Annotated in this window: 17 protein-coding genes; 9 read left to right on the forward strand and 8 right to left on the reverse strand. The window is 43.6% G+C overall.

The window, feature by feature from the left end; genetic code table 11:
* Window positions 1–5: 5 nt before the first annotated feature.
* From L3C95_RS35085 to L3C95_RS03265, 3 genes are read left to right on the forward strand one after another with little or no spacing between them, the layout of a single operon-like run.
* Window positions 6–5,075, forward strand: a complete 5,070-nt coding sequence (locus L3C95_RS35085) for a translocation/assembly module TamB domain-containing protein (protein WP_236385135.1) — start codon at window positions 6–8, stop codon at window positions 5,073–5,075.
* Complete coding sequence (locus L3C95_RS03260; protein WP_236385146.1) at window positions 5,072–7,375, forward strand: BamA/TamA family outer membrane protein; 2,304 nt, start codon at window positions 5,072–5,074, stop codon at window positions 7,373–7,375. The genes L3C95_RS35085 and L3C95_RS03260 overlap by 4 nt, the downstream gene beginning before the upstream one ends.
* Before the next feature lie 48 nt (window positions 7,376–7,423).
* Window positions 7,424–7,801 (forward strand): septal ring lytic transglycosylase RlpA family protein, encoded by a 378-nt coding sequence (locus L3C95_RS03265; RefSeq protein ID WP_236385147.1) that lies wholly within the window; start codon window positions 7,424–7,426, stop codon window positions 7,799–7,801.
* A gap of 70 nt (window positions 7,802–7,871) precedes the next feature.
* Here L3C95_RS03265 and L3C95_RS03270 read toward each other — a convergent pair whose 3' ends face one another.
* Both L3C95_RS03270 and L3C95_RS03275 read right to left on the reverse strand, forming a co-directional pair.
* Window positions 7,872–8,423, reverse strand: a complete 552-nt coding sequence (locus tag L3C95_RS03270) for a type 1 glutamine amidotransferase domain-containing protein (RefSeq protein ID WP_236385148.1) — start codon at window positions 8,421–8,423, stop codon at window positions 7,872–7,874.
* A gap of 561 nt (window positions 8,424–8,984) precedes the next feature.
* On the reverse strand, window positions 8,985–9,992 hold the full coding sequence (locus tag L3C95_RS03275; protein ID WP_236385149.1) for a hypothetical protein: 1,008 nt from the start codon (window positions 9,990–9,992) through the stop codon (window positions 8,985–8,987).
* 243 nt (window positions 9,993–10,235) lie between these two features.
* Here L3C95_RS03275 and corA point away from each other — a divergent pair, with 243 nt between their 5' ends.
* A complete protein-coding gene (gene corA, locus L3C95_RS03280; RefSeq protein WP_236385151.1) occupies window positions 10,236–11,351 on the forward strand; it encodes a magnesium/cobalt transporter CorA in 1,116 nt (371 codons plus the stop codon).
* Here corA and L3C95_RS03285 read toward each other — a convergent pair whose 3' ends face one another.
* The gene (locus tag L3C95_RS03285; protein ID WP_236385153.1) at window positions 11,352–11,855 is read right to left on the reverse strand and encodes a DUF2480 family protein; all 504 of its coding nucleotides are present in this window, start codon (window positions 11,853–11,855) and stop codon (window positions 11,352–11,354) included.
* A 165-nt stretch (window positions 11,856–12,020) separates the two neighbouring features.
* Entirely contained in the window at window positions 12,021–14,129 is a 2,109-nt protein-coding gene (locus tag L3C95_RS03290; RefSeq protein WP_236385156.1) for a peptidylprolyl isomerase, read from the reverse strand.
* Between the two features lie 771 nt (window positions 14,130–14,900).
* Between L3C95_RS03290 and nadA the strand changes: the two genes are divergently transcribed.
* On the forward strand, window positions 14,901–15,905 hold the full coding sequence (gene nadA, locus L3C95_RS03295) for a quinolinate synthase NadA (protein ID WP_089829513.1): 1,005 nt from the start codon (window positions 14,901–14,903) through the stop codon (window positions 15,903–15,905).
* Window positions 15,906–16,806: 901 nt separating this feature from the next.
* On the opposite strand, the gene L3C95_RS03300 is transcribed toward nadA, so the two are convergent.
* From L3C95_RS03300 to L3C95_RS03310, 3 genes are all read right to left on the reverse strand, one after another.
* Window positions 16,807–17,097 carry an SDR family NAD(P)-dependent oxidoreductase gene (locus L3C95_RS03300; protein ID WP_236385164.1) on the reverse strand — a complete coding sequence of 97 codons (291 nt, stop codon included), beginning with the start codon at window positions 17,095–17,097 and terminating at the stop codon, window positions 16,807–16,809.
* Window positions 17,098–17,227: 130 nt separating this feature from the next.
* The gene (locus L3C95_RS03305) at window positions 17,228–17,974 is read right to left on the reverse strand and encodes a helix-turn-helix domain-containing protein (protein WP_236385169.1); all 747 of its coding nucleotides are present in this window, start codon (window positions 17,972–17,974) and stop codon (window positions 17,228–17,230) included.
* A 215-nt stretch (window positions 17,975–18,189) separates the two neighbouring features.
* Window positions 18,190–18,429, reverse strand: coding sequence for a ferrous iron transport protein A (locus L3C95_RS03310; RefSeq protein WP_236385171.1), 240 nt, complete (start codon window positions 18,427–18,429; stop codon window positions 18,190–18,192).
* A 199-nt stretch (window positions 18,430–18,628) separates the two neighbouring features.
* Between L3C95_RS03310 and ybeY the strand changes: the two genes are divergently transcribed.
* From ybeY to L3C95_RS03330, 4 genes are all read left to right on the forward strand, one after another.
* Window positions 18,629–19,060 carry an rRNA maturation RNase YbeY gene (gene ybeY, locus L3C95_RS03315; RefSeq protein ID WP_236385178.1) on the forward strand — a complete coding sequence of 144 codons (432 nt, stop codon included), beginning with the start codon at window positions 18,629–18,631 and terminating at the stop codon, window positions 19,058–19,060.
* A 1,865-nt stretch (window positions 19,061–20,925) separates the two neighbouring features.
* A complete protein-coding gene (gene mnmG / locus L3C95_RS03320) occupies window positions 20,926–22,794 on the forward strand; it encodes a tRNA uridine-5-carboxymethylaminomethyl(34) synthesis enzyme MnmG (RefSeq protein WP_236385179.1) in 1,869 nt (622 codons plus the stop codon).
* A 635-nt stretch (window positions 22,795–23,429) separates the two neighbouring features.
* Window positions 23,430–24,560, forward strand: a complete 1,131-nt coding sequence (locus L3C95_RS03325; protein ID WP_236385182.1) for a lactonase family protein — start codon at window positions 23,430–23,432, stop codon at window positions 24,558–24,560.
* A gap of 67 nt (window positions 24,561–24,627) precedes the next feature.
* Entirely contained in the window at window positions 24,628–24,975 is a 348-nt protein-coding gene (locus tag L3C95_RS03330; protein WP_236385185.1) for a hypothetical protein, read from the forward strand.
* A gap of 7 nt (window positions 24,976–24,982) precedes the next feature.
* Here the strand turns inward: L3C95_RS03330 and cls are convergent, their stop codons facing one another.
* The gene (gene cls / locus L3C95_RS03335) at window positions 24,983–26,461 is read right to left on the reverse strand and encodes a cardiolipin synthase (protein ID WP_236385186.1); all 1,479 of its coding nucleotides are present in this window, start codon (window positions 26,459–26,461) and stop codon (window positions 24,983–24,985) included.
* Between the last annotated feature and the right edge of the window lie 49 nt (window positions 26,462–26,510).

Raw genomic sequence — 26,510 nt, forward strand, 5'->3', positions numbered from 1 at the left:
TCATAGTGACAGATCCATCTACAAAGGAAGAAATACATCATGGTCGTCCCTGGTGGCGATGGTTATTGTGGGGGCTTGTTGTCATCCTGGCACTGCCTGTACTAGTAATATTACTTTTACAACTGGCACCAGTGCAGGACTACATCCGCCGTCAGGGAGAGCAGTATCTGCAAAAGAAGCTTCAGACACAGGTACGTATCGGCTATCTGCGGATGCGTGGGTGGCAATATCTGGAACTGAGGAATGTATATGTTGCAGATAAGGCATCAAAGACGTTGCTGTTTTCCAATTCATTAAAAGTGCGGTACAATTTGTTGGCTTTTATCAACAATGAGCTACGCGTTAATGGCCTGGAATGGGATTCTGTACTCGTCAATGTTTACCGCAATCAGGGCGATAGTACTTATAATTATCAGTTCATTCAGGACGCCTTTGCTTCTGATGAAACGCCTGATACCCTTGCTGCAGAGACGGGCACCTCGCTCCAGTACCGTGTTAAAGATGTTACACTGCGGCATGTGCGCCTCCGCATTGCAGATGCGGAAGGAGGTATGACCGCCATTGTTCATTTCCAGGAATTCCACATTGATCCTGATGACCTGTTGGTTGACGAAGGACTATACGCTTTCCGGGGTATTGAACTAAGCGGACTTAAAGGCTTATTCACACAGGCATACCGTCCCAAAACACTGACAGGGGCTCCTCCGCCGCCTTTACCTGTAGATACTGCCAGTACCCCGTTCCACCTGCTGTTAAAAAAGCTCCACATTAAAAACAGCGCCTTTTTATATTCAGATGAGGCCAGTGGTATCTCCACCGTTTGGCGCATCAATGATTTCCAATTACTGAACTCAAGTATTGATCTGGATTCCACCCTGGTGCAGATAGGTAATCTGAAAATCGGTAAGACGGCCGGATCATTTACCATATCAGTGCCAAAAGATACCTCCTCGCCGGTGCCATCCGACAGTGAGCCCAACACCTGGAAAGTACTGGCCACCAAGGCAGAACTGGAGCACCTGGATTTCAAATTTGACAATAACGCAGCGCCTCCTCCAAGAGCCGCGGGCAACAATCCGGATTATAACCACCTCCTGCTCTATGATCTCAGTACCTCTCTTTCCAATATCCTTTACAAGCCAGACACGATCAGCGCAATACTTAAGAAGCTGGAAACCAGAGAGAAATCAGGCTTTGCGGTAAAAGAAGCCCGTTTCGATGTATTGTTCACTCCACAGTCGCTGGCTTTGCAGAACATGTTCCTGGAAACAAATAAGAGCCTGCTGAGGAAGCAGATTGCGGTAACGGTACCTTCCTGGTCCTCCCTCTCTGCGAACAATATGGACCTCTTACAACTCCGCGCCAACATAGACTCTTCTCATATATCGCTGGGTGAGTGGTTACCTTTTGTTCCGGATTCACGCAGTAATCCGGCGATGACGCCATTGTGGGACAAAGAGATAGATGTTACCGCAGTATTGAAAGGCAGCCTGGGAAAACTGATCATAGAAACGTTACGTATAGCAGATAACGTTGGTAACCGCATTCATACCAAAGGAGAAGTTGAACATGCGACTGATGCGAACCGGTTTTATGCGAATCTGCCTTCCATATATATTCAGTCCGGCAATAAACCATTAAGGTCCTGGTTACCAGCGGGTACTTTGCCAGACACGCCACGGTTGCCCGAAGAGATGCTCATTACCGGCAAGGTGCTCGGAGGTATGCAGGACCTGAAGGCACAGTTGCAGCTCACCAGTAGTTCGGCCAATGCACAACTGTCCGCGCACCTGGTGAATATCATGGACAGCATCCGCGCCACTTATGATGTAACAGTACCGTCTTTTAAGGTACATCCCGGTATACTGATGTACGATACATCGATGGGCTGGATCAGCGGACGGATGTCGACCTCCGGACAAGGATATACTTTCCCGGGTATGATTGGGCGGGCGGCCATCAATCTGGATGCAGCTACTTACAATCGTTATACCTACCATGGTATAGCTATGAATGCCAACATAGACAAACGGCAGTTAAAGGCCCAGGGCCAGAGTACAGACACGAGTATCACCCTGGCTTTTGATCTCAATGCCATATTAAACGATACCAGTGTACAGTCACTACAGGCCTCCCTCCAGATGGACAAGGCTGATCTGCATGCTACTAATTGGTATAGTGAACCGCTGATCCTCAAAGGTAACCTGACGGCCGACTTCAGCAGCCTTGCTCCTCAACGCCTGGTGGGAAATGCCTTTTTTCATAACTGGCAGATTGCTACAGAAGGCCAGGTATTCCCCCTGGATACCATTGCATTCATCGCCAAACACGAGGACCAACAGTATCTCGCACTGGAGGGCCCCTTTGGGTTTATCCACGCCAATGGTAACATCGACTATACGAAAGTTGGAGGCGCTTTCGGCCAGGTGATCAATAAACCATTACAACCTTACGATAGCGCCAGGCTGGTACAAGTGCCTGCCGGACAGACGCTTTTTTGGAATGCTTCCTTAACCTGGCCTCGTAGTTTACGCAATATGGCACCCGGCCTGCGGATGGAATATCCATTGCTTATTGACGGACGTCTGAATACGGATAGTAGTCTGCTGGTGATGAATGCCAATCTGCTCAAGTTGTCTTATGATTCTCTGCGCCTGGACAGTGTAAAGCTGGCAGCCCGTATACTCGATACCTCATTGAATGCCACTGTGGATCTTGCCAGGTTATATCATAATATCGCCCCCCTCAATCATACACAATTAAAAGCCAATGCAGTAGGAGGGAAAGTAGAGTGGGACCTGTTGGTGGATGATATCAGACGTAAACCAAAATATAAAGCCGGCGGATATGTGACCTTCCTTCCTGCAAATGCCATGCAGCTGTCGCTGAAAACAGACCTCTTATTGAACAAGCAGCAGTGGAAGGTAGATGAGAATAACCGCATCCATCTGATCAATGGAAATCCTGATACCGCTCACCTGACGCTCTCTTATCAGGACCAGTCCATACAGGTGCATACCCTGGGGGATAGCGTTCAGGGTGCGTTGCCTCCATTAAAAACAACCATCAAAGACTTCAAGCTGTCTACTATTACGGCTTTGCTGTCATCCGATACATTACTGGCCAACGGGTTGCTGAATGCGGAAGCGCTGGCGAGTAACCTTGATAAATCTCCGTTAATAAAAGCCTCTTTAAAAGTAGATTCCTTCGCTTTCAGAGGAACTTCGGTTGGAACGCTGGAAGCAAACGTAGAAACTCCTCAGCCCAACCAATATAAACTCAGCGCCAATCTCACCGGCAATCAGAATGATGTGAAGGTGGATGGAACTTATGATAGTACGATCAATGCCACTGTAGACATCAACAATATCAACATGGCTTCTCTGGAGGCGTTTACTTTCGGGAATGTAAACCGTATGCACGGCAGTGCCGATGGACAATTCACCATTACCGGTACTACTGATAAACCCAAAATATTGGGAGCCCTCCATTTCAATGATGCTGGTGGTACTATTACTTATGTCGGCGCCCGTCTCCGCCTGCCAGATGAAACCATTACCATGGACGAGAGGGGTATCGAATTTAACCAGTTCGTGGTTGCCGACAGTCTTGACAATGAACTGGTGGTGGACGGCCGTATCAATACACCAGATTTCAGTAAGTACAATTTCAATCTCAATATCAATTCAGAGAATTTTATGATACTGGGAACGCAACAGGATCCCAAGCAGCTATATTATGGTCCGGCGTTCATAGATACACGTATCAGGGTGCGTGGAAATCTTGATCTTCCCAGGGTAGACGCCAATGTGAAACTCAGGGATAAATCAAAAATCACTGTTACACTCCCCGCCGAAGAACCAGGAATAGCGAACAGGGAAGGAGTGATTGTGTTTGTTGATAAGTCTAACCCTGTCGATTCCAGTCTCTTTAAAGCCGTAGATAGTACCCGTTTTGAGAACCCACGCCTGAAAGGCATTAATTTTTCCGGTATTGCCGAAGTCACTCCGGAATCCATTATTAAGATCATCATCGATCCTGTAAATGGCGATTTTGTAGAGGCGCAGGGTACAGCCAATATCAATGCCACCCTGGATGCCAGTAGCAAAATGACGCTTACCGGACGTTATGAGATAACTGAAGGAAAGTATGAAATGTCGCTGAACCAGCTGATCAAACGTTCTTTCAGCATAGAGAAGGGCAGTACCATTACCTTCAGCGGAGAGGCCATGCAGGCAGACCTGAACATTACGGCCCGGTATACGGTGAATGCAGCAGCGGCAGACCTGGTACAAGACCAGCTGACTAATCTGTCAGAAATTGACAGGAACAGGTACCGGCAAAAATTGCCCTTTTATGTGTATCTCCGCATCAAAGGGCAGATGATGAAGCCGGAGATCTCCTTTGAGCTCGACATGCCGGAAGCGGAACAGAACGCCTTTAGCGGAAGCGTATATAACCGCATCAAGCAGATCAACCAGATCCCGTCTGAATTAAATAAACAGGTGATGGGATTGCTGGTACTGAATAGCTTTATTCCTGAGGACCCATTAGCTAGCGATGGTGGCGGCAGTGGCGACTTTGGCGTTCGTAATATGGCGCGGCAGAGTGTAAGCAAGATCCTGTCGCAACAGCTGAACAACCTGGCGGGCAATCTTATTAAAGGAGTAGACCTGAATTTCGATGTAGAATCGAGGGAAGATTATTCCACAGGCAGCGCGCAGGAAACCACCAATCTGAAAGTAGGTGCCTCCAAGAAACTGTTTAATGAACGCCTTTCTGTTTCCGTTGGCTCTAATGTAATGTTGCAGGGAGAGAACCAGGCAAATCCATCATCACTGGTGGGTGATATTTCTGTAGAATACAAACTGACAAAAGATGGCCGTTACCGGGTAAGGGTCTATCAGCGCAGCGATAACAGTACCGTTATCGAAGGCCAGGTTGTGGAAACAGGAGTAGCCTTCGCACTTATTATGGACTATGACGAATTCCGCGAGATATTCCGCCGTGCCAAATCCGAGGAGAAAAAGCAAAAGCTCCGCAATAAGAAAACTGTCAGCAACAAAAGAAAATGATCAGAATAAACCAGTATATATCGTTCCCCGTTATTACAGCCCTTTTTGCTTTGTGCATAAGTGCCTGTAGCAGCACCAAAACTGTCCCTGAAAACGACAGGCTGTATACTGGCGCCAAGGTAAAATGGGAGGGAAGAAAACCGAGAGACTATGGCAGCCTCACTGCGGGATTGGAGAGCCGGATAAGGCCAAACCGGAACCGGAGATTTGCCGGCATGCCTATCAGGTTGTGGTTGTATAATCTTGGCAAGGAGCCTAAAGGCAAGGGACTCAACTACCTGTTGAGACGTAAGTGGGGAGAACCTCCTGTTTTGTTGAGCAGTGCAAAACCAGATCATACGGCTAATGTGCTGGAGCAATATCTGGTTGACAATGGATTCTTTCAGGCAGATGTGGTATCTGAGGTCAAGTACAAGGGAAAGAAAAAAGCATCTATTGCTTATACAGCGACTCCCAATCTACGATATCGCATTAAAAGCGTTACTTACGAAACAGATAGTACAGCCCTTGGTAAAGCCATTGCTGCCGCACAAAAGGGCAGTTCGCTTAAACTCAGGCGTCCATTTCGTCTGGACAGTGTAGTGGCGGAACGTCAACGTGTACATAACATTTTAAAGGAACAGGGTTATTATTACTTCACGCCAGACCACCTGCTCGTAGAGGTAGACAGCACGAACAATGGCATGGTTGATCTTTATCTGAAGATGAAAGAGGAAACCCCGTTAGCAGCACGTCATCAATACAGGATGAACAATGTTACCCTGTTTCCGAATTACTCTCTGGAAAAGGATTCTCTTACACGGAGAGGCACGCCGGAAAGGTTCCAGCATATCCGGATTGTCGATTCCACGCATAAATTCAGGCCCAGTGTTTTAGCCCGGTCAGTATTCCTGAAACCGGATAGTTTATATACGCTGAGTGCACATAATACCACCCTGCACCGACTGACAGATCTGGGTACTTTCAAATTTGTGAAGGGACAATTCCGGCCTGCAAGGTCAGACAGTTCGAAATTAAATGCCAGTTTTTTCCTGACGCCTTATCCGCGTAGAAGCTTGTCGGCCGAATTAAGGGGGACTTCTAAATCAAACAACTTTGTCGGTTCTGAAATAAGGATCACCTCCCGTAACCGTAACTGGCTGCACGCGGCAAATTTGTTTGAAATCACTTTATCTGGTGGTGTGGAGTGGCAGGTAGGAGGAACACAGACTGCTAACAAAACCCCTCTGATCGGAGGTAACTCCTACAATTTCAAAGCGGAAGCCGCTGTTACTATTCCGAAGTTCTGGCAACCGCTATTCAATTTCAATGTGAAAACACCCTATGTGCCACGTACACGTATCAGCCTGAGTTATGAACTGTTCAGCCGTAGTCAGTTATATAACCTGAACGCATATTCATTCCAGTTTCAGTATATCTGGCGCCAGACACAATACCTGGAACACAAATGGTCCCCGATTGCTATTACATATGTGTTGCCGACCAGCACTACGCCTGGTTATGACAGCATTCTGCGAAATGACCCCAGTCAGCGGGCCGCTATCGAAAAGCAGTTCATCCTGGGAGGCAATTACAATATCACGTTCAATGACCAGTCGGACAATAAAGAGCATAGCTTCTACCTGAGCGGTGATCTGGACTATTCCGGCAATGTAGCGGGAGTTGTTATACCTAAAAAAGACACTGCAAGAACGCTGTTCGGCGCTCCGTTTGCACAATATGTGCGGCTTACAGGAGACGTAAGGCATTATTGGAAACTTACCCGTAAGTTGACATGGGTGAACCGTTTATATGTCGGTTTCGGTATTCCTTATGGCAACTCCATCACCTTACCGTTTGTAAAACAGTATTTTATAGGAGGTAGCAGCAGTCTTCGCGGCTTCCGTGCCAGGACACTGGGACCGGGAACATACAAGGACACCACCAGCCGGTTCCTCGCAAATGAGGCCGGTGATATCAGGCTGGAATATAATTCTGAAATACGTGCACGTCTTACTGGTATCTTTAATGCTGCAGTTTTCCTGGATGCAGGTAATATCTGGCTAAAGCAGGATATACCTTCCAAACCCGGCAGCAAGTTCAAAACCAGTACCTTTGGAAACCAGATAGCTGTGGATGCGGGTGTTGGTTTACGTATAGACGCTTCCATTATCGTAGTAAGGCTTGATCTGGCATTTCCGTTACGTAAGCCGTGGTTGCCATCCGATGAAAGATGGGTAATAAAAGATATCAACTTCGGCGATCCGGACTGGCGCAGGGAAAATCTTATATTAAATATAGCGATTGGATATCCTTTCTGATTTTTTTACCTTGGGCCGGCGAAAACCCTGCTTGTAAAAACCAGACCTATGATAACTAGAAACTTTACCCGCCTGTTGGTAGTGATGATCTGCAGCTTGTTTTGCTTTTCATCCTGCAGCAGAAAGATCACGGAAAATGGAAAAGCATCGTACTATGCTGACAAATTTGAAGGTCGTAAAACGGCCAGTGGCGAGACTTACAGACAGAATGGACTGACGGCCGCACATCGTACACTGCCATTTGGTACTAAGGTAAAAGTTCTAAACATCTCTAACGGCAAATCAGTGACGGTACGGATTAACGATCGTGGACCTTTTTCGCAGGGAAGGGTGATCGACCTTTCGAAAAAAGCAGCCAAACGTATCGGCATAATCACCACCGGGGTTGCCGTTGTGGAGATAAAATATAAGAAGAAGAAAAAATAACCTGATTATCAGATAAAAAGAAAGGCGTCCGCTATAGCAGGACGCCTTTTTACATATAAGTTATCTGTCATCAGGCATGTATGCCTTCACCTATTTCCTCCACCATTTTCCTGCAAAAAGCAGGCAGGTCGTTGGGGTTGCGGCTTGTAACCAATCCATTGTCCACAACTACTTCTTTATCAACCCAATTAGCGCCTGCATTTGTCAGATCCGTTTTCAAAGATGGGTAGGAGGTAACCGTTCTTCCCTTTAGTTCCCCTGTTTCTATCAATGTCCAGGGGCCATGACAAATGGCCGCAATGGGTTTACTGTCATCGAAGAAACCCGATACAAAATTCACTGCTTCCTGACTTTCCCGCAGGTGGTCAGGATTCATTACTCCACCTGGCAGTACCAGGGCGTCATAATCTTTGGCGTTGGCCTCACTAACGACTTTATCCACAGGATATGTCTTGCCCCAGTCTTTTTCGGCCCATGCCTTTACTTCACCGTCATGCAGTGATATTACATCTACATTGGCGCCGGCACTCTGTAAGGCTTCCAAAGGCTTCGTGAATTCAACCTCTTCAAAACCATCGGCGACCAATATGGCCACTTTCTTATTACTGAGCTTGTTTTCCATAATTTCTATGTTTTATGGTTTTTTGGTAATTATGTTTGTTAGGATCACTACCTATCCGCAACAAAAACAATTCCTAAGCTGTAAACCCTATATTATGACCATGATATAGACCATCTTTCCTTGATATTCAATTTATCTTTTGTACATTTTTTTACTCATAGTTATGCCGGCAATACTCATTTATCTCACATTTATATGGTATTTGGGCTATTTTTTTTGGAATTATTAGCGTTGTATTGTTATTTGCACCGCAATCAGTTTTACCATATTCTCATGGAAAAACACTATTGCTGGGAGCGTCTGAGAATGCATGTTTTTAATCCGAGGTCTGCTGCAATAGCAATAGGTGATAGCATAAGGTGAGAGAAAGCTGAATAATTGTTATATATCCAATCTCTAGTAATTCCCTTTTTTGTACAGCAATTTTTGCCCCGTAGCATTTACGGAGTTGACTTTGTATGGCCTGTTGTTTGACCACAACATTATTGAATATGTCTTCCATATCCTAGTCTTAAATAGCCAATCTGCTGCCGGTGATACTCTTCGCCGGCAGTCCTTCTTTTATCTGCTACCCCCGGCAACTGCATTTAATGCACCGTTCTGTTGTAACAACGTATATATATAACTGGCTCTGAATTGCTGACCATTAATATTGTATAGCGGATCGTGACTGCCGGCAGAATCGGTCTGTGCATCGGAAGAAATATATAATGGATGTACCGCATTCCGGGCGAAAACGTTGGATGCTGCGGGATCGAGAATATATGGTTCATTGCCATAAGGAATGCTCAATGCTTCCCTGGACAATTTAAGATTCACCGAAAGATGGTTTATATAATCTGTGATGAAGGCCTGCTTATCAAACGTTTCGGCCCGCCCCTGTTCCAGCGACTTATGTGCAGCTGTCAACAATTCTTCTGTATACTGCACCAACACGGGATTATAAATATTAACACGATCTGCATATAAACGCCAGATACTTTTAAGACCTTCTAAAGCGGCTGCGGTTTCTTTCAGATGCTGCCCCGTTTCAGGAGAATCGAACCCGCTGAGAGACAGCGCCATAATCCTGACAAGTTCCAGTCTCATTGCTTCAAATAACTGTCCATCTGTTGGCGCTGGTCTGTTTTCCACCTGAGACAAACTCCTGACAGCAGTCAGCAGCTTGCGCGCTGCTATATAAGCAGCCTGCGTATCAGTTGTTTGCAGAGATGGATATAATAAATGTTCAAGTGCCTGGAATGCCTGCCTCTTACCACTCGCTGTAGTATCATCACCTCTGCCGTTAATAAGTTGGACCGTATATGGACTGAAGTATTCTGCAAAAACCTCGACGTTCTTATAGGCCAGTCTTGATTCACAAAACGCCAGTTGTACTTGTTGAGAGGATTGATGAGTAACCAGCGCAGTGCACAATTTTCCCAGTTTCATGCTGAGATTTCCAACAGCCGGTTTGTACCAGCTGAGAACATTTTTCTCGGCAGCAATTTTACTACGGGTTGACTCATAAATGCTATAGGCACAAATGACCAGCAGCAGGACGGCTATTACAAAAATTAATGCGCGCATAGATTCTAAATTCACCAGTTATTAAAAAAGCATTTCTATTTTTACCTATATAAACTGATGGCAGCATAATAATGCATTGTGTAGCCGCATAAGTTGGCGGGCAAGCGGAGCAATTGTCTCCGGGAGACAATTATTATGTGAACAGTTGCAGGTGGTTAATCAATCCAAGATAGTCACTGGTTGTTAATTCCTCGTTACGCCAATTTTAAGTTAATTTTAAAAGTCAGTATAAATTTCTCCATAATGGTTAAGCCGAGTCGCATATTGCCCATCCAGGATGTACTGGAAACTTTGAATCCTTTCAAAGTAAAGAAGCAACGCCTGATGAATTACAATCCGGCAACCGGGCCAATTACACGAAAGCAGTCAGTATGTGAAAAAATAACCATCTTCAGTTATGGTCATAACCATTTTGAGGAGGAGACAATAATGGGCGGCAATGTGGAACCTATTTTCAAACACATTGATAGTAAAAATACAGTGTGGATAAACGTAGACGGTATTAACAAAGAGACGGTACACGACATCTGTATACGTCTCAAGATCCATATCCTGCTTGAGGATGATATTATGAGTGTAGGTCAGCGTGCGAAAATGGATGAAATAGGGGAGCACCTGTTCTGTCTTTTACCAATGATGTACTTTAATAAAGACACCTGCACGATAGAACAGGAACAGGTAAGCATTGTACTGGGAAAAAATTTTGTTATTTCTTTTCAGGAAGACGCGGAAAGAGACGTATTCAATCATATAAGGGACAAACTAAGGATTAATAATTCGCGCTTCCGGTCTGTGGGTGCCGACTATCTCTGCTATTCCCTGCTGGATGTTATTGTGGACAGCTACTACAGTATTATTGAAAAGTTAGGGGAACGGATAGAATTGATGGAGGATGCTGTTCAGCACCAGGCGAATACGCGCACTCAGGCCCGGATCAACCTGTTAAGAAGGGAGTTGTTGCTGTTCAAAAGGGCCATCGCTCCTGTACGGGACCTGATAAATGGCTTTCTCAAAAGTGACAGTGATTTACTGGAAGAAAGGACCACGAAGTACTTCAAGGATGTATATGACCATATCATCCAGGCTAATGACCTGGCCGAAAACTACCGGGACGTAATATTAACTGTCCAGGATCTGTATCATACCCAGATCAATCTCAAGATGAATGAGATTATGAAAGTGCTCGCCGTAGTAACTACCCTGATGGCGCCGCTGACGTTTATAGCTGGTATCTATGGCATGAACTTCGACAACATGCCGGAGTTGCACACCAAGAATGGTTATTATCTTACCATGCTATTCATGTTGGTTATGCTTATTGCCATGATCATCTTCTTTAAAAAGAAGAAATGGTTTTGATCATTTCTTTTTATAGATAGGTACAGTAGAGCAGGGTTCCCCGTACATCAGGCTTTTCACCACAGGAGTCAGCAAACGTGTGATCTCAACATATGCAGCTTCTCCCGCTCCCTGATCGCCACAACCTTTGATTACCACCCGTTTATCAAGGTATTCATTCACATCGATCGCAGCCAGGTTTTTCATAAACTGTACCTGGTGTATATGCTTTTTATTGCCAAAAGCAGCAAAATTTGCGACTGGCGCGAGATAGGTCATCACGAGCATATAAGCCCAGAATGGTATAACTGCATCTGCAGTGCAGATGATGGCGACATTTTTATTACGATATTGTTCCCAGTCGAGCGACTGAAGTGCAGCCCTGAAATCTTTCTCCTTGAGGATCAGCTCCATAAAGAGGTATTGCTTCAGATCAAATTCCACAATCTCTTCTTTCGGATAATAGTCTTCCAGGTCCAGGGTGATCAACCCACTTTGCGCAACCTTATTTACAATCTCTTCCATAAGCCCTACTTTTTACTATGCAAAGGTACTAAAAGTATCTATGGGATGGCCGGCTGAAGGCGCCGGGTTAATCATGACTTAGTGCAGGAAAAAGGGGCTAAAACAGAAACGCCAGGGCTTATCCCCTGGCGTTTTCATTATCAGTTATTTGAAGATTCTTATTCCTTAAAAGAATTTGCTACGGTTATCTTCGATCTTGCTCAGTTTCTTCAGTACAGAGAACAGCTGCTGGTCTAAGGCAGAAAGCAGGCTCTGTTCATAAACACGGCTTACGCTTTTCGGATCCTGAGGCTGACCGGAAGGAGTGAAGGCATTTACTTTGATCACGTATACACCTGCATTACCTTCGATAGGAGCAGATACTTTGGCAGTACCCCAGCTCTTATTGAATGCAGCACCCACTACGCGTGGCTCAAAACCAAGACTGGCAACAAACGGAGTTCCGAAAGACAGGTTATCCGCAGTCTGTACCGGCTGGTTGGTTGATTTCTGTGCAGCTTCCAGAGATGCAGGTGACTGCATCTTTTCAATGATCTGAGCAGCCTTTTTATTCTTTCTTACTTCAGCTTCTACAGAAGGTCTTACATCTTCCAGCGCAGCGGTACCTTCTTCACGCACTGCAGTCAGTACTGCTACTACATAATTATTATCAAAGGTAAATACGTTGCTCACGTCACCTTTTTTAGCATCGTATGCCCAGCGAACCAGTTCACGTGCCTGACCGATACCTGGAATCACGTGATCCATTGGGCGCAGGTTGTCAGCAATACGCTTGTTCATACCGTTCTGCTGGATATTTTTTTCAAATGTTTTCCAGTCGCGGTTCCTCGCAGCAAATTCGTTTGCTTCAGCATATGCTTTGCTATCAGTTTCACGGCTTGGAGCTACCGGTTTAGCGAGATAAGCAATTTTCACTGCCTGACCGATATTCTTCTGATCCATAATTTCGATCAGGTGGTAACCGGCCAGTGTTTTTACAACACCGATAGTTCCCTTACTTTTTTCCAGTGCGAAGTCTTTGAATTCTTTCAGAAAATCTGTGGAAGGAGTTACATCATATTCGCCGCCGGTTGGTTTGCTTCTTACATCATCAGTATACTGCTCAACCAGTGCTTTGAAATCGGCGCCGCCTCTTACTGCTCTTTCGATACTATCGATACGGGCTTTAGCAACTGAATCTGGTAGGCCACCACCTTGCTGGTTCTGGGTAGCTACTAATATATGACGCACTTTCACGCTGTCTGGTAATAACTTACGATCGATCATTTTTGCAAAAACGATCAGGTTATTATCATAATATGGTCCGAACACTGCACCGTTTGGTAAACTTAACAATGTATCTTTCTGAGGAACCATCAATGCGCTCTTTGCTACATAGCTGTCATAGAAAGGCAGGTCAGAGTTGCGGTTGATGAAAGCGGCAACATCAGCATTGCTGATAGTGTCCAGTTCCTGCTTTGCTTCGAACAGCACTTTCAGCGCAGCAGCTGTATCTGCAGCAGAAGGCACTACATTGAAAGCTATATAATCTACTTTGCGGGACTCTTCTGTTTTGAACAGTTCTTTGTGACTATTAATATAACTATTCAGTTCGCTGTCTGTCAATTTAATAGTGGAGTCAGCGATAGTGGCGTAAGGAACTGACACGTAAGAAACAGATGCCAGCTGTCCGTTATCCTGGATCTGCCTTTCAGCTAACCATTTAGGATAATAAACCGCCTGTTTGATCAGGGAAAGATATTTTTCAGAAATCCTTGACTGAGCAATGTAATCTTCCAGTTGTAACAGACCTGCGCGCATCTGACCGGTTTTGTCCTGGTTGATGCTGGCAAGTACCTGTTGCATACGTGCACGATCAAATTGTCCTGTCTTCTCATCAGTAAACTGTTGGGTAACAATCGGGCTGGGATTTTTACCAGTGAACTGATCTCTGATCTCTTCGTCAGTTACAGCCAGACCCAGTTTCTGATACTGAGCGTCCATGATCTGTTTGCTGAGGAACTGGTTCCAGGCAGATTCGCGTGCCTGCTCGGTGATCTGATCGTTCAGGACATTATTACCCTGACGCATCCGGTCTTCAGTAGTTTTGATCATCTGCTGATAGTCGGAGAATTCGAGTTCTTCACCATTTACTTTACCTACAGTCGTGGAACGGCGAATAAGAGAGTTTTTGCCGAAAAAGGCGTCTTGCAACAGGAAGCTGACAATAGCCAGGCAGATCACTACAACGATCACCACGGCATATTTATCCCTGATCTTCTGAATAACTGACATATATTATATAGTCTAAATTTTTTAAGGAAAGCAAAAATAGAATAAAATAACTGTAACTACAAAACAGATTTTATTGCCTCAAACCCAATACAGGAAAGGATTTCGGCCAATTTAGCGGGAAATAGATTTAAGTCTTCATTCACAGGTTATCCACATTTGTCATGATTTTTGTACCAGATCTTATGTTAGACCCAGGGATTTTTCAATACGGCTATGGGCCATTATTTCAGGATTTTCGCCTCTTTAAAAATGTCGCCTTGTTTATTCACATTTCGCAGGAGGCAATTTCTTCATTCACATCCAGATGTGTACAAAGAATGATGTAAAGCTAAAAAAGCGTTCTTAACCTGATATAACTTTTTAGTTGTAGTTTATCCACATCGACTGTTAAAAAAGCGGTAGGAATTGTCCAATATCGTGGTAAAAACCTCACTTCAGGTACCTGAAAACTAATTTTGTTATTTCCCGAGAGAAAGGTCCGGGTCCTGAAAAGTGATTTTTGGGGATTGCTTGGCTCAGCTGTCCACATGTTTTCAATAGGCAGGCGTCAAAAAAAATATTCACGGTAAACGATATCCACGGGTGTGGATGAAAGTAGGTTTTTCCAGTAGTATGGCTGATCTTCATTGTTAATTTCCTGTGGATAGCCAACACAAAAAGAATAACAACTACATTTGTACATCGTGGTCAAAATTAGTTTTCACATATTCACAGCCCTAATAGTAGTGGGTTTTTCTTTTTTAAATAAATAAACTATATATATAAACTATGATGAGGGAGCTGGAAATTGCAAAAAGCGAACTGCAAAAAAAAGGGTATCTGGATTTGCCGGTTGATGTACGCCTGGATCTCTTTGCAGAAATCGAACGGTTAAAGAAGGAAAAGAATGCGATCGTCCTGGCACATTATTACCAGGAACCCGACATCCAGGATGTAGCCGACTACATCGGTGACAGTCTGGGTTTAAGTCAGCAGGCCGCAAAAACGGATGCCGACATTATAGTTTTCGCCGGCGTGCATTTTATGGCAGAGACAGCCAAAATCCTGAGTCCGCAGAAAAAAGTTCTACTGCCGGACCTGAAGGCCGGTTGTTCCCTGGCCGATAGCGCGCCTCCGGAGTTATTCAGGAAATTCAAAGAAAAGCATCCCGACCACCTCGTTATTTCCTACATAAATTGTTCTGCAGGTATCAAGGCGCTCAGCGATATCATCTGTACCTCATCTAATGCCGAAAAGATCATCGAAAGCGTCCCCAAGGACCAGCCGATCATTTTTGCCCCCGATAGGAATTTAGGGGCTTATTTGGCCAAAAAAACGGGTAGGGACATGTTACTGTGGAACGGTGCATGTATGGTACACGAGATCTTCTCCCTTGAAAAGATCACAAAATTGAAGATCCGTCACCCGAAAGCTAAGGTGATAGCCCATCCGGAATGTGAGGCGGCAGTACTTGAGATCGCTGACTACATCGGATCTACCACCGGACTCCTGAAGTTTTCTCAGAAAGATGACGCCCAGGAGTATATCGTTGTGACTGAAACCGGTATTCTCCACCAGATGCAAAAAGAAAATCCGGGTAAAACTTTCATTCCAGCGCCGCCAAATAATGCGTGTGCATGTAATGACTGTCCCCATATGAAGTTGAACACGCTCGAAAAGTTGTACCTGTGCATGGAATATGAAGAGCCGGAGATCACAATGAACGAACAATTGAGGATTGCTGCAAAGAAACCAATTGAGAGAATGTTGGAGATCAGCGCTCAGTATGGATTGTAGTTAATTAATTGATAATTATATAGTTATGAATTATTGACGATATAATTTAAGGTTAAAAGGCCTGGTTGGTACATCAACCGGGCCTTTTTTATGCTTTTTAGTGGCTTATGGCTGCGATGAAAAAAGGGATTCCGGGGGATTGGGCAGGACGCTTTGCGCATAACGCACTCCCAATTGAAGGGCTTATAGCTGCGATAAAAATATTTTTGCTGTGGGGGCCTACGTGAAAAGTAGAAATATCAAAAATATAGCGCCTTCATTTTTGAAGCGCTTATAGAAACGATGAAAACCTATATCTGATGTCTCGGTCAGGTATACTTCATTTACGGCGTTTAAAAATGAAGGCTTTATGGTTGTGATGGATGATATTACTCCGTAGGTACCTACAGAGAATGTCAATTTATCAAAAGCATAAGGCCTTCGTTTTTGAAGGGCTTATAGCGACGATGAAAATATGAAGGTCGTAGTACATGCGGGTATATGAAATTCAGGTGGCTTTAAAATGAAGGGCTTGTAGCTACGATATACACTATTTTACTGTAGGTACCCACAGGATTTGGTGGTTTATTAACAGTATAAGGCCTTCAAAAATGAAGGCCTTATAAATGTGATGAAAATCTGCATCGTAGCCACTGTGTAGAAGGAGCGGAGTGTAGGCGGCTTCGCGGCATCACAAAATTTAATGAGTTATCCACATTTTTGGTGAAAGTTAAATTATGTTTCAGGAAAGTCCGCCGTGACAGAAAATTACACTGCCATTCATGTAGTTGTTTGTCACGACTCCAACAATTACATCGGCAATTTCCTCCGCCGCGCCGGCTCTTCCTACGGCTATTTATGCGGAAAATTTAAAAAAGTTGCGCGCTTGTCTGCTTCATTTAAGAAATTCCACCAGGGTGTGTCAATTACTGCCGAGGAATAATCCGCCGCTTTTTGCTCCGCTAAGGGTAATAATGAGGTGATCGAACGCACCCGATGAAAAGAAATTGCGTAGTTCATTTTTATCGGTACTATCCAATGCCGCTACTTTTAAATCCGGATCCGACATTCGAAGCGCTGATATTTTTTTCTGATCGCGCGCGGTAACTGTTACATCGTCGCTTAATGCCAGTAATTTTTTTGCGGTGGCCAATCCGATACCTGAGGTGCCGCCGGCGACAAATACTTTCTGATTGTTAAAATGCTTTGTCATTGTCTGTTTGTTTAACAGTACAAAGTTTCAAAGCTGTTGGCAGGAAAAATTGTTCAAGGAATGCAGATCATTGATCGGATGCTGCAACTGCGCTGCCATTTTCCTGCTGGCGGTAGGCAAGGGGAGTAAGTCATGTTATTTTTTTGAAGAAATGGCTAAAGGCAGCCGGCTCGCTAAAGTTCAATTCGTAAGCAATTTCCGCCGCGGATAGGGAAGTGGATCTAAGCAGCACTTTGGCTTCTTGTGCCAGCATCTCGCTGATAGCATCTGATGCTGTCCGGTTGCTGACATTTTTTACCATTCTGTTCAGGTGATTAGGTGTGACATGAAGCAGCTTTGCATAATCAGCCACCTGCCGCAATGATAAAAAATGTTCAGCCACGAGTTTATAGAACCGGGTTACAAGATAGGAGCTGGCACTTGCATCACCGGGGGAGATTGGAAGGTTTTGCCTTTCATAGCTTCGTTTTGCAGTCAGCAACATCAGGTCGAGGTACATTTTTATTGCGGTTTCTCTACCTGAGTTTAGTTCCTGCACCTCCTGGTTTATTCTTAAAAGCAGTGAGGTTAGTTCGTGTATTTCTTCCCTAGTACATTTAAAAGTCTGTTGCCGGGCATAGTTAAGAAGTGGAAATTCAGCTCCTGGTCTGCCTGCGGGAACCAGACTCTCGATAAAACTCCCGTCAAATAATAGATGGTAGCCAAAAGTGTCGGGACTAACATTGAACTTAGCATGTATTTGGCCTGGAATGGAAAAATTGACTGAGCTGGCACTTACTTCAAAGTGTTCCAGTCCGAGTTGTACATGAAGAGCGCCACAAAGGAGAATCCCAAATCTATAAAATCCGGATTTTGCAGGACTATAATCAGGTATCATTCCTTCGATGGAATAGATTTCAAAACCTGCAACCTTTTTGTCGTCTTGCTAGTTGGTGATACCCAAATGGAGCATTTTGGGTTTTGTCTCTGTGAAGTACTGCGTACTGAGAGGAGAGTTGGTGGGTTGGTTTGTTAACGGGTAGCTTTATTGTATCAAAAATACGAATGATCCATTACCTGCCAAGAGAAGGGAGGATCACTCGTATTTACTTTTTAATGTACTTCTTCTACCCATATAAAGTCTGCTTCTGTTTTGCGAAGGGAAAGATTATAGCCGGCTACCATAATAGAGATCGGATCTCCCAGGGGAGCAATCTTCTCTATTTTAACAGTTTCACCTGGTACACATCCCATTTCCATCAATTTAATGTGCAAATCATCTTTTTCGAACGATGTGATGACAGCACTTTTACCTATAGCAAGCGAAGACAATTTTATCACTCCCTTTTTCATCCGTTGTAATTTAATCTTTAATGCCTGGTGCTTTTTCTCAAACTTAGCAGGTGATAAATTGTATATCTTACTAAGGTCGATGTTTGATGGAGCAAAGGTACAGGCTGGGTCTCAATCGAACAAAGACAGATGAAGGCTAAACGGAAATTTCACTATATTTTTACATTCTGAATTACTTATAAAACACAGCGCGCAGGTTATGGCTATCAATTTTACCCCTCATGAGGTGAAGTTAAATCTTAAAAACAGGACAGGACTAAAGACTTTTATTAAGAATTTGTTTGCCAGGGAAGGGCAGGGGCTCCGTAATCTCCAGTATGTTTTCTGCTCGGACGAATACCTGCTGCAGATCAACCAGCAGTTTTTGCAGCACGACACCCTTACAGATATTGTAACCTTTGAGTTAGGGGAGGACCCAGCCATTACCGAAGGAGAAATCTACATCAGTGTAGATAGGGTCAGGGAGAATGCATTGAAGTTTAAGGTACCCGAAGAACATGAGCTGCATAGGGTAATTTTTCATGGTGCTTTGCATTTATGTGGCTTCAAAGACAAGACTAAAGATCAATCTGCCTTGATGCGTCAGAAAGAGAACGAATACCTTGAGCTTTACTTTGGGATAAACTCGTAATGTTCCACGTGGAACATTACGAAACCCCGCGATAGTCTATCGCGGGGTTTTTGTTTTGAAGGCAATTGCTCGGGTTGGTTGTTAGTTTTACATGCCTGGTATCAGACCGATTAACAATAGCCCTTACGAACGCTATCCCTCTATCCCAACTAGGATAACCGTCTTAAGAAAGTAGTCGCCTGGTTTGTACTCTGTACCGCACTGACCTGCAGGAATCATGTACCGCAAAAAATGCAAGGGTGCTTCACCGAATGATTGAATATTAATGTTTACCCGCTTAACGACCTCATGGTCGTTATGAATTGCTTCAGGCCCCCACCTCAGATCGGTAGTGTGTTGTTGGTAAACTCCCAACAGCGCTAGCTATACAGATTTGTAGCTCTAACTCTATAATGACTGATATCTTTTAGAAAAGTCTATCACCCTTCTGAGTCGGCTTAATCGATATTGTTAAACTAGTGATATATCAGTGCTTTCCCTTTTTCAACTCATATATAACACATGTGCGAGCCATATATAACCCATATATAACCCATATCCCTATAGATACGGGTTATATATGGCTTGTATATGGATTATATATGGGTTATATATGGATTATATCCGAAGACAGACTATAGTAGCGGCTTTGCAACGAATAGTTGAATAGTTGTTTATCTATTAACCTGTAAAAGAATGTTTTTTGTAGTCAATAAATGTATAACTCTTTCGTAGCTGGCACGTCCGGTAACGTTTTTATATTCCAGGGATCAAGTTGGATCCTGACTTTGGTAACAGTTAAAAGGCGGTGTTTTTGGATGGACGATTCTCACGGTTTTTGGGGAGATCATGTACATCTCAAGGTGCAGATAGTGTCTGTAGCTATAGGTGATCAAAGCAAAAGAAGTTGGAAGGGTCGAAGCATCTAGGGGCGTAATTGATCCGCCCACGTGTCTGGTGCCTACATTATAGTTGTGGCGGGGCGCAAAGGCATAGAACTGTTTGCTTGTCACCCGGGGTGTGAAACAAGGTGGTCAATATAAGGTAGTCGTTCGCCAGTCATCATAAGGTTGAGTGTCTGGATACGAACTTTCTGCCCAGGCGAGGGATACTTGAAAAGCCCAGCGCTTAAGTTGTTAAAACTAAGCTAGTATGCCAGGAGATACGGCTACAGTACGTAGGGGAAAAGAAATGACCTACCCTATCGGAAGAACAAGAATAGAAGTTGGTGCTAAGCAAGTGGGGCGGCTGCCTGGTATGTATTGTGTGCGTTCAATGAACGGACCCAGAAGGAGCGAAGCGTTAATCTATTTCACAATTATTTCTCCTGAATAATAACGGTGTATAAAGGAAGGGCCGAAGCCGATAAGCATAGCGGTTTCAGGTGGGAATCACTGGCCTTTGTTGTTTGAAGCATGTCCGCACGATTGACAGGGGTTTGATGCATATTCAAAAAGCTCACACGATTCCAAACGCCTAATCGACACGCAGCTTCAAAGAACACAGCCAGTGATCCCAGCCTGAAGACCGCAGTACCACCAACGACTTTCACATTACAGCACTTCCGAAGAACAAGGGGCCGATTGGGCATAGCAGTTTCAAGTGGAAATCACTGCCTAGTTATTTTGGTCATCCAATTGACAGTCGCTTACCAAATATCTGCTGCCAAACTGCTTAAAACCGCACAGGTTTCTAATGAACTCAACCCATGGTCCCAGCGTGACGACCGTGGGTTCATCTACAACTTATCATCCCAAGAAAGGATCAGTAAGTATTAAAGGGTCCCCCTTAGCGATGCACTTGTGAAACATTCCCTAAGATGTTCCACGTGGAACATTATATATCCTTCCTTCTATGTACTTTTGCATTTCTATTTAAACAAGATTATGTTTCCATCTTACGATGTTATTGTGGTAGGCGCCGGACACGCCGGTTGCGAGGCAGCGGCAGCTGCTGCAAATATGGGATCCAAGGTATTACTGGTGACCATGAATATGCAAACTATAGCTCAGATGAGTTGCAATCCGGCAATGGGAGGTATCGCCAAAGGTCAGATAGTAAGAGAGATTGACGCCCTGGGTGGATACTCTGGTATAGTTACAGATCAGTCAATGATACAGTTCCGCATGCTGAACCGTTCGAAGGGACCAGCTATGTGGAGCCCCCGTACCCAGAATGATCGTATGCTGTTTGCTGCTAAATGGAGAGAAGCATTAGAGCAAACCCCTAATGTGGACTTCTACCAGGATATGGTAAAAGGACTCTTAGTGAAAGATGGTGTTTGCTACGGTGTAGTGACAGGCCTCGGTCATGAAATAAAAGCAAAGTCAGTAGTATTAACCAATGGTACATTCCTGAATGGAGTGATGCATATAGGCGATAAACAATTCGGTGGAGGAAGGGTAGCAGAAAAAGCGGCGACTGGAATCACCGAACAACTAGTTTCCCTGGGTTTCGAAAGTGACCGTTTGAAAACAGGAACACCTCCGAGAATCGATGCGAGAAGTCTTGACTATTCAAAAATGGAAGAGCAACCAGGTGATGAAGTCATCACAGGTTTTTCTTTTTTGGATGTTGAGAAGATTAAACCGGAACAACAGAGAAGTTGCCACATCACCTATACGAGTGATAAGGTACATGAAATGCTGAAGACCGGTTTCGACAGATCACCCATGTTTCAGGGAAGGATTCAGGGAGTAGGTCCAAGATACTGTCCAAGTATTGAAGATAAGATCAACCGCTTCGCAGAAAGAGACAGGCACCAATTGTTCGTGGAGCCGGAAGGTTGGAACACGGTAGAAATTTATGTGAATGGTTTTTCAACATCTCTTCCGGAAGATGTACAATATAAAGCATTGCAGTTAGTACCAGGATTTGAGAATGTGAAAATGTTCCGCCCGGGTTATGCGATAGAGTATGATTATTTTCCACCAACCCAATTGCAATTTTCCCTGGAAACTAAGCAAATCCAGAATTTGTTTTTTGCAGGACAGATCAATGGAACAACCGGTTATGAAGAAGCAGCTTGCCAGGGATTGATGGCAGGTATCAATGCTCACCTGAAAGCAACCGGTCAGGCACCATTTGTATTGAAGAGAAGTGAGGCATACATAGGAGTACTGATCGATGATCTGATTAATAAGGGTACCGATGAACCATATCGTATGTTTACCTCAAGAGCCGAGTTCAGAACTTTGTTAAGACAGGATAACGCTGACCTGCGTCTGACGGAGAAAAGTTTTGAGATGGGATTGGCCGGACAAAACAGATTGCATAAAGTGACGCTGAAGAAAGAAGGAGTAGAGAAGATAAAAACTATTCTTAAAGAACTGCCAATTGATCCGGAAGAAATAAATCACCTGCTCGCAGAAAAAGATTCTTCACCACTTCCGCAAAGGATGCGTGCTTATCAAATTTTGTTGAGACCATCTCTGGATATTTTCTCTATGAGAAATAGTGTAGCCAAAATTGGAAAAGCACTGGCAGAGTTTAGTGATGAAACTTTGGAACAGGCAGAGATACAGATCAAGTATGAAGTGTATATCGAAAAGGAAATTGACCTGGTAAAAAGAATGAGCCAGATGGAAGATCTGATTATTCCCGATAGTTTCGATTATTCAAAACTTGTTTCACTAAGTACAGAGGCAAGGCAGAAATTTAATAAAATTCGTCCACGTACCTTAGGACAAGCAAGCAGGATCAGTGGAGTGAATCCAAGTGATGTACAGATCCTGATGGTGTATATGGGTAGGTAGAAAAAATATTTATTGAATTGAAAAATAAAAATACATGCTTTCTAAGGGCATGTATTTTTTTTTGGTTATATTCGTTTGTCGACCAAAATCTGAGGACCCTGAAAAAAGATGAGAGAGACTGAACCTATGACACGACTGAAAAAATTTTCATCCACGAAGAATTTCTAACGAAGCAGGTTGAAATCTATTTATAGCCAGTTCCACTGACGAGCATGTAGTTGCTGCTATGAATTTATTCACCACCGGATTTCCTGGAAAATTTACCAACATCACTATTTCGCGATCTAACTATATGGATAAATGCACATTGCAATTCAATGTAATGTGACATTGCTCCAATTTTATTTATTCATTCATCAAATGAATAACGATTAAAGTTAAGGTTAAATTAGAAGTATACAGTACCCGGTCCGTGTCTTCGGACTGGGCTTTTTATTTAAAATTAATTAATTGATTGAAAATCAATTAATTACTGAATTTTGGAGCGGTCTCATTATCTCCTTAAATTTCGACGATCTGTCAATGGGTAGTATGATTGGTTCAAAACGGGGTTTGTTTTAAAATAAAGGCTCTAAAATGCTTTTTTCTACTTTATATCATATTTAGTAATTTGTCTAACCTAAAAAGTCCTGGTTATGCTCAATACCTTACTTACCTACACCCTTTTATTATCCTCAAATATGATGGCAGCGCAAACCGATACAACGAAGGAAAAATATTTACTGGTAGGCACATATACAAAAAGTACAGAAGAGGGAATTAATGTTTACGCGTTTAATACAACTACAGGAGCGTTACGTTATGTGAGCACCACCAAAAATGTAAACAATCCATCTTATCTGGTTATTGCACCTGATCAGAAACATGTGTATTCAGTAAATGAAAATAATGAAGGAGGAGTAAGTGCTTTTGAGTGGGACACGGCCAGTGGACAATTGACTTTTTTGAATAAGCAGGTTTCAGGTGGAGCAGCACCTTGTTACGTTACTACGGACGAGGATGGTAAATATGTGATCGTGGGAAATTATAGTGGAGGAAGTTTGTCGGTATTGCCTGTTCGTGCAGACGGAAAAATTGATGCACCTGTACAGACAATTGAACATACAGGTACAGGACCGAACAAGGAAAGACAGGAAAAACCACATGTGCATTGTACTGTATTTGGCCCCGACCATAAATCACTGTATGTTTCAGATCTTGGTATAGACCAGGTTGTTATTTATAATTACAGACAGGGAGATGTATTACCACTGATACCTGCAGATACCGGGTATGCCCTGGTACCTCCGGGATCTGGTCCGAGACATATTACTTTTCATCCCAACGGAAAATGGGCATACGTTATTCATGAACTGGATGGAAAAGTGACAGGCTTTAATTATGTAAGAGGAAAACTGATTCCTTTCCAAACTATATCGACTTTACCTGCTACCTATAAAGGACCTGTATCTGGTGCAGACATTCATGTTTCGCCGGATGGAAAATTTTTGTATGCCTCCAACAGAGATAAACTGAACAACATTGTTATCTATAGTATAGATCGTAAAAATGGACAGCTGATAAAAAAAGGTGAACAGGCATCAGGTGGAAAGGCGCCACGCAATTTTATGATTGACCCCGATGGTAACTTTTTGTTAGTGGCAAATCAGAATACTGATAATGTCGTAGTGTTTAAAAGAAATAAAACGACTGGCTTGTTAAAATCTACCGGTCAGGAAATTAAAGTTCCCAAACCGGTGTGTTTAAAAATGATCGGCAGTAACTAATAAGAATTGGCGATTCACTTTACATCTGATTGGCATAACTTTTTCAGAAGAACTAAAAAGAATGACTATGAAAAAGAAAGAGGCAAAACCGACAGATAAAAAGTCCAGATCAAAAGAAGACGAAAAGTTTCCGGGTTATCCTGCATATCCCGCAAATGAAGATATTACTTACAGAGGTGAACAGGAAGATCTTGATGTGGAAAAAGTAACAAGATCCTCCCGCATCAATAATGAACTGGCAAGAGAGTCATCGGGAAATCCGGCTGAGCAGGAAGGAGAAGAAGGACTTGATGTTCCGGGATCAGATCTCGATGATGAGAATGAGCGGATCGGAGAGGAGGATGAAGAAAATAATTATTATAGCCTGGGTGGCGATAGACATGAAGATCTGGAAGAGGGCAACAATGAGCCATGATCATATATTATAATAATGGAGTTAAGAGTCTGCATACAGCATCAATGAACCTCTCCCAAATGGAACGGTTTTTCCACAGACGTCGCTCGATGTGAACAGAATCGAGCAAGTCCTGTTCGAAGGCCGAGTTTAACTTGTGCACAAATTGTTTGTCATAAACGACTACTGCAATTTCACTATTCAGATAGAAACTCCTGTAATCCAGATTAACTGAACCAACAATGGCGAGGTTATCGTCTATCGCAATTGACTTGGCATGTATAAAACCCTTTTGATAGAAATAAACTTTCACTCCGGCATCAAGCATAGACTTGATATAAGATTGTGCTGCATGTTGAACAAAGAAAGAGTCTCCCCGGAAAGGTAAGATCAGTTGTACAGTTTTACCCGCAAGTGCAGCCATTTGCAGGGCTGTCAATATTTGTTCGTTGGGAATAAAGTATGGATTACTGATGCGAATGGAACGTCTTGCCACATTGATCGCCATCAGAATAGTCTGCATCGCCATGGGGAAATCTGAATCAGGACCACTGGCTACAATATCTACAAAACAATTCTCACCAAGATCCGAACGGTGGAAGTAAGGAGGTCCGAAAGGAAAAGTATTTTTGCTGCAATAACGATAACTCATCATGAATTGCAGTTGTAGTAAATTGACAACATCACCTTCCAGTTTCAGATGTGTGTCTCTCCAGAATACGGGATTTTTTGCGTTGTTCAGATAACGGGCATCCATATTGATACCTCCCGTAAATCCTACTTCTCCATCTATGATGATTATCTTTCTGTGATCACGATAGTTGGCGTTGAGATAAAAATTGATCAGTACCGGTGAAAACGAAAACACTTCCGCACCATGTTCTTCCAGCAGATCTGGAATGTCGCCGATGTCATCACTTCCCAGATCGTCGTATATGAATCTGACTTCTACTCCTTCCTTCAATTTTTCCACCAGGATATTGGCAACTTCATTACCCACTTCATCTGCGGCAAAAATGTAGTACTCAATATGTATATGATGCTTCGCTGCCCGCAATGCTTCCATTACTGCCGGAAACTTTTCTTCTCCGTTCAGTAAGAGTTGTACACGATTGTCGCGGGAAAGCACAGAGTGCCGGGTATTCAGCAACATGGCAGATATTTCCTGTTTACTTGCCACCAGGTGCCTAAGCTGGATCTGCAAATGTTCTATCTCTTTCCGCTGCGACTCCCAATAGCGCAACATTAAAGTTTCATCTTTACTGCCTTTAAGTGTGAAACGGCGTTTCTTACGGAGGTCTCTACCGAGGTAATAATATACTACTAGTCCCAGTATGGGGACGAAGACCAGCAGCATGATATAAGCCATCGCCTTCACCGGATTGCGGTTTTCCAGCAAAATAGTACCCACTACTCCGATAAAAGACAGTGAGATGAGCACATAACCGGTGATTTTCAATGCTATATGCCAGTCTGTACCCCAGAGAAAATATAATATCTGATACACGCGGTTGTTTTCTAAAGAATTATGCCAATAAAGTTAATGGTAATATTAT

It is taken from the genome of Chitinophaga filiformis, assembly GCF_021646545.1.
GTDB lineage: Bacteria > Bacteroidota > Bacteroidia > Chitinophagales > Chitinophagaceae > Chitinophaga > Chitinophaga filiformis_A.

Excerpts from the sequence above, each read along its gene's own strand:
- L3C95_RS03300 (WP_236385164.1), bottom strand. The coding sequence starts at position 17,097 with ATGACAAAGCATTTTAACAATCAGAAAGTATTTGTCGCCGGCGGCACC.
- L3C95_RS03325 (WP_236385182.1), top strand. The coding sequence starts at position 23,430 with ATGCTCAATACCTTACTTACCTACACCCTTTTATTATCCTCAAATATG.
- corA (WP_236385151.1), top strand. The coding sequence starts at position 10,236 with ATGGTTAAGCCGAGTCGCATATTGCCCATCCAGGATGTACTGGAAACT.
- L3C95_RS03260 (WP_236385146.1), top strand. The coding sequence starts at position 5,072 with ATGATCAGAATAAACCAGTATATATCGTTCCCCGTTATTACAGCCCTT.
- nadA (WP_089829513.1), top strand. The coding sequence starts at position 14,901 with ATGAGGGAGCTGGAAATTGCAAAAAGCGAACTGCAAAAAAAAGGGTAT.
- mnmG (WP_236385179.1), top strand. The coding sequence starts at position 20,926 with ATGTTTCCATCTTACGATGTTATTGTGGTAGGCGCCGGACACGCCGGT.
- L3C95_RS03270 (WP_236385148.1), bottom strand. The coding sequence starts at position 8,423 with ATGGAAAACAAGCTCAGTAATAAGAAAGTGGCCATATTGGTCGCCGAT.
- L3C95_RS03265 (WP_236385147.1), top strand. The coding sequence starts at position 7,424 with ATGATAACTAGAAACTTTACCCGCCTGTTGGTAGTGATGATCTGCAGC.
- L3C95_RS03290 (WP_236385156.1), bottom strand. The coding sequence starts at position 14,129 with ATGTCAGTTATTCAGAAGATCAGGGATAAATATGCCGTGGTGATCGTT.
- L3C95_RS03285 (WP_236385153.1), bottom strand. The coding sequence starts at position 11,855 with ATGGAAGAGATTGTAAATAAGGTTGCGCAAAGTGGGTTGATCACCCTG.
- L3C95_RS03275 (WP_236385149.1), bottom strand. The coding sequence starts at position 9,992 with ATGCGCGCATTAATTTTTGTAATAGCCGTCCTGCTGCTGGTCATTTGT.
- ybeY (WP_236385178.1), top strand. The coding sequence starts at position 18,629 with ATGGCTATCAATTTTACCCCTCATGAGGTGAAGTTAAATCTTAAAAAC.
- L3C95_RS03330 (WP_236385185.1), top strand. The coding sequence starts at position 24,628 with ATGAAAAAGAAAGAGGCAAAACCGACAGATAAAAAGTCCAGATCAAAA.
- L3C95_RS03305 (WP_236385169.1), bottom strand. The coding sequence starts at position 17,974 with ATGATACCTGATTATAGTCCTGCAAAATCCGGATTTTATAGATTTGGG.
- L3C95_RS03310 (WP_236385171.1), bottom strand. The coding sequence starts at position 18,429 with ATGAAAAAGGGAGTGATAAAATTGTCTTCGCTTGCTATAGGTAAAAGT.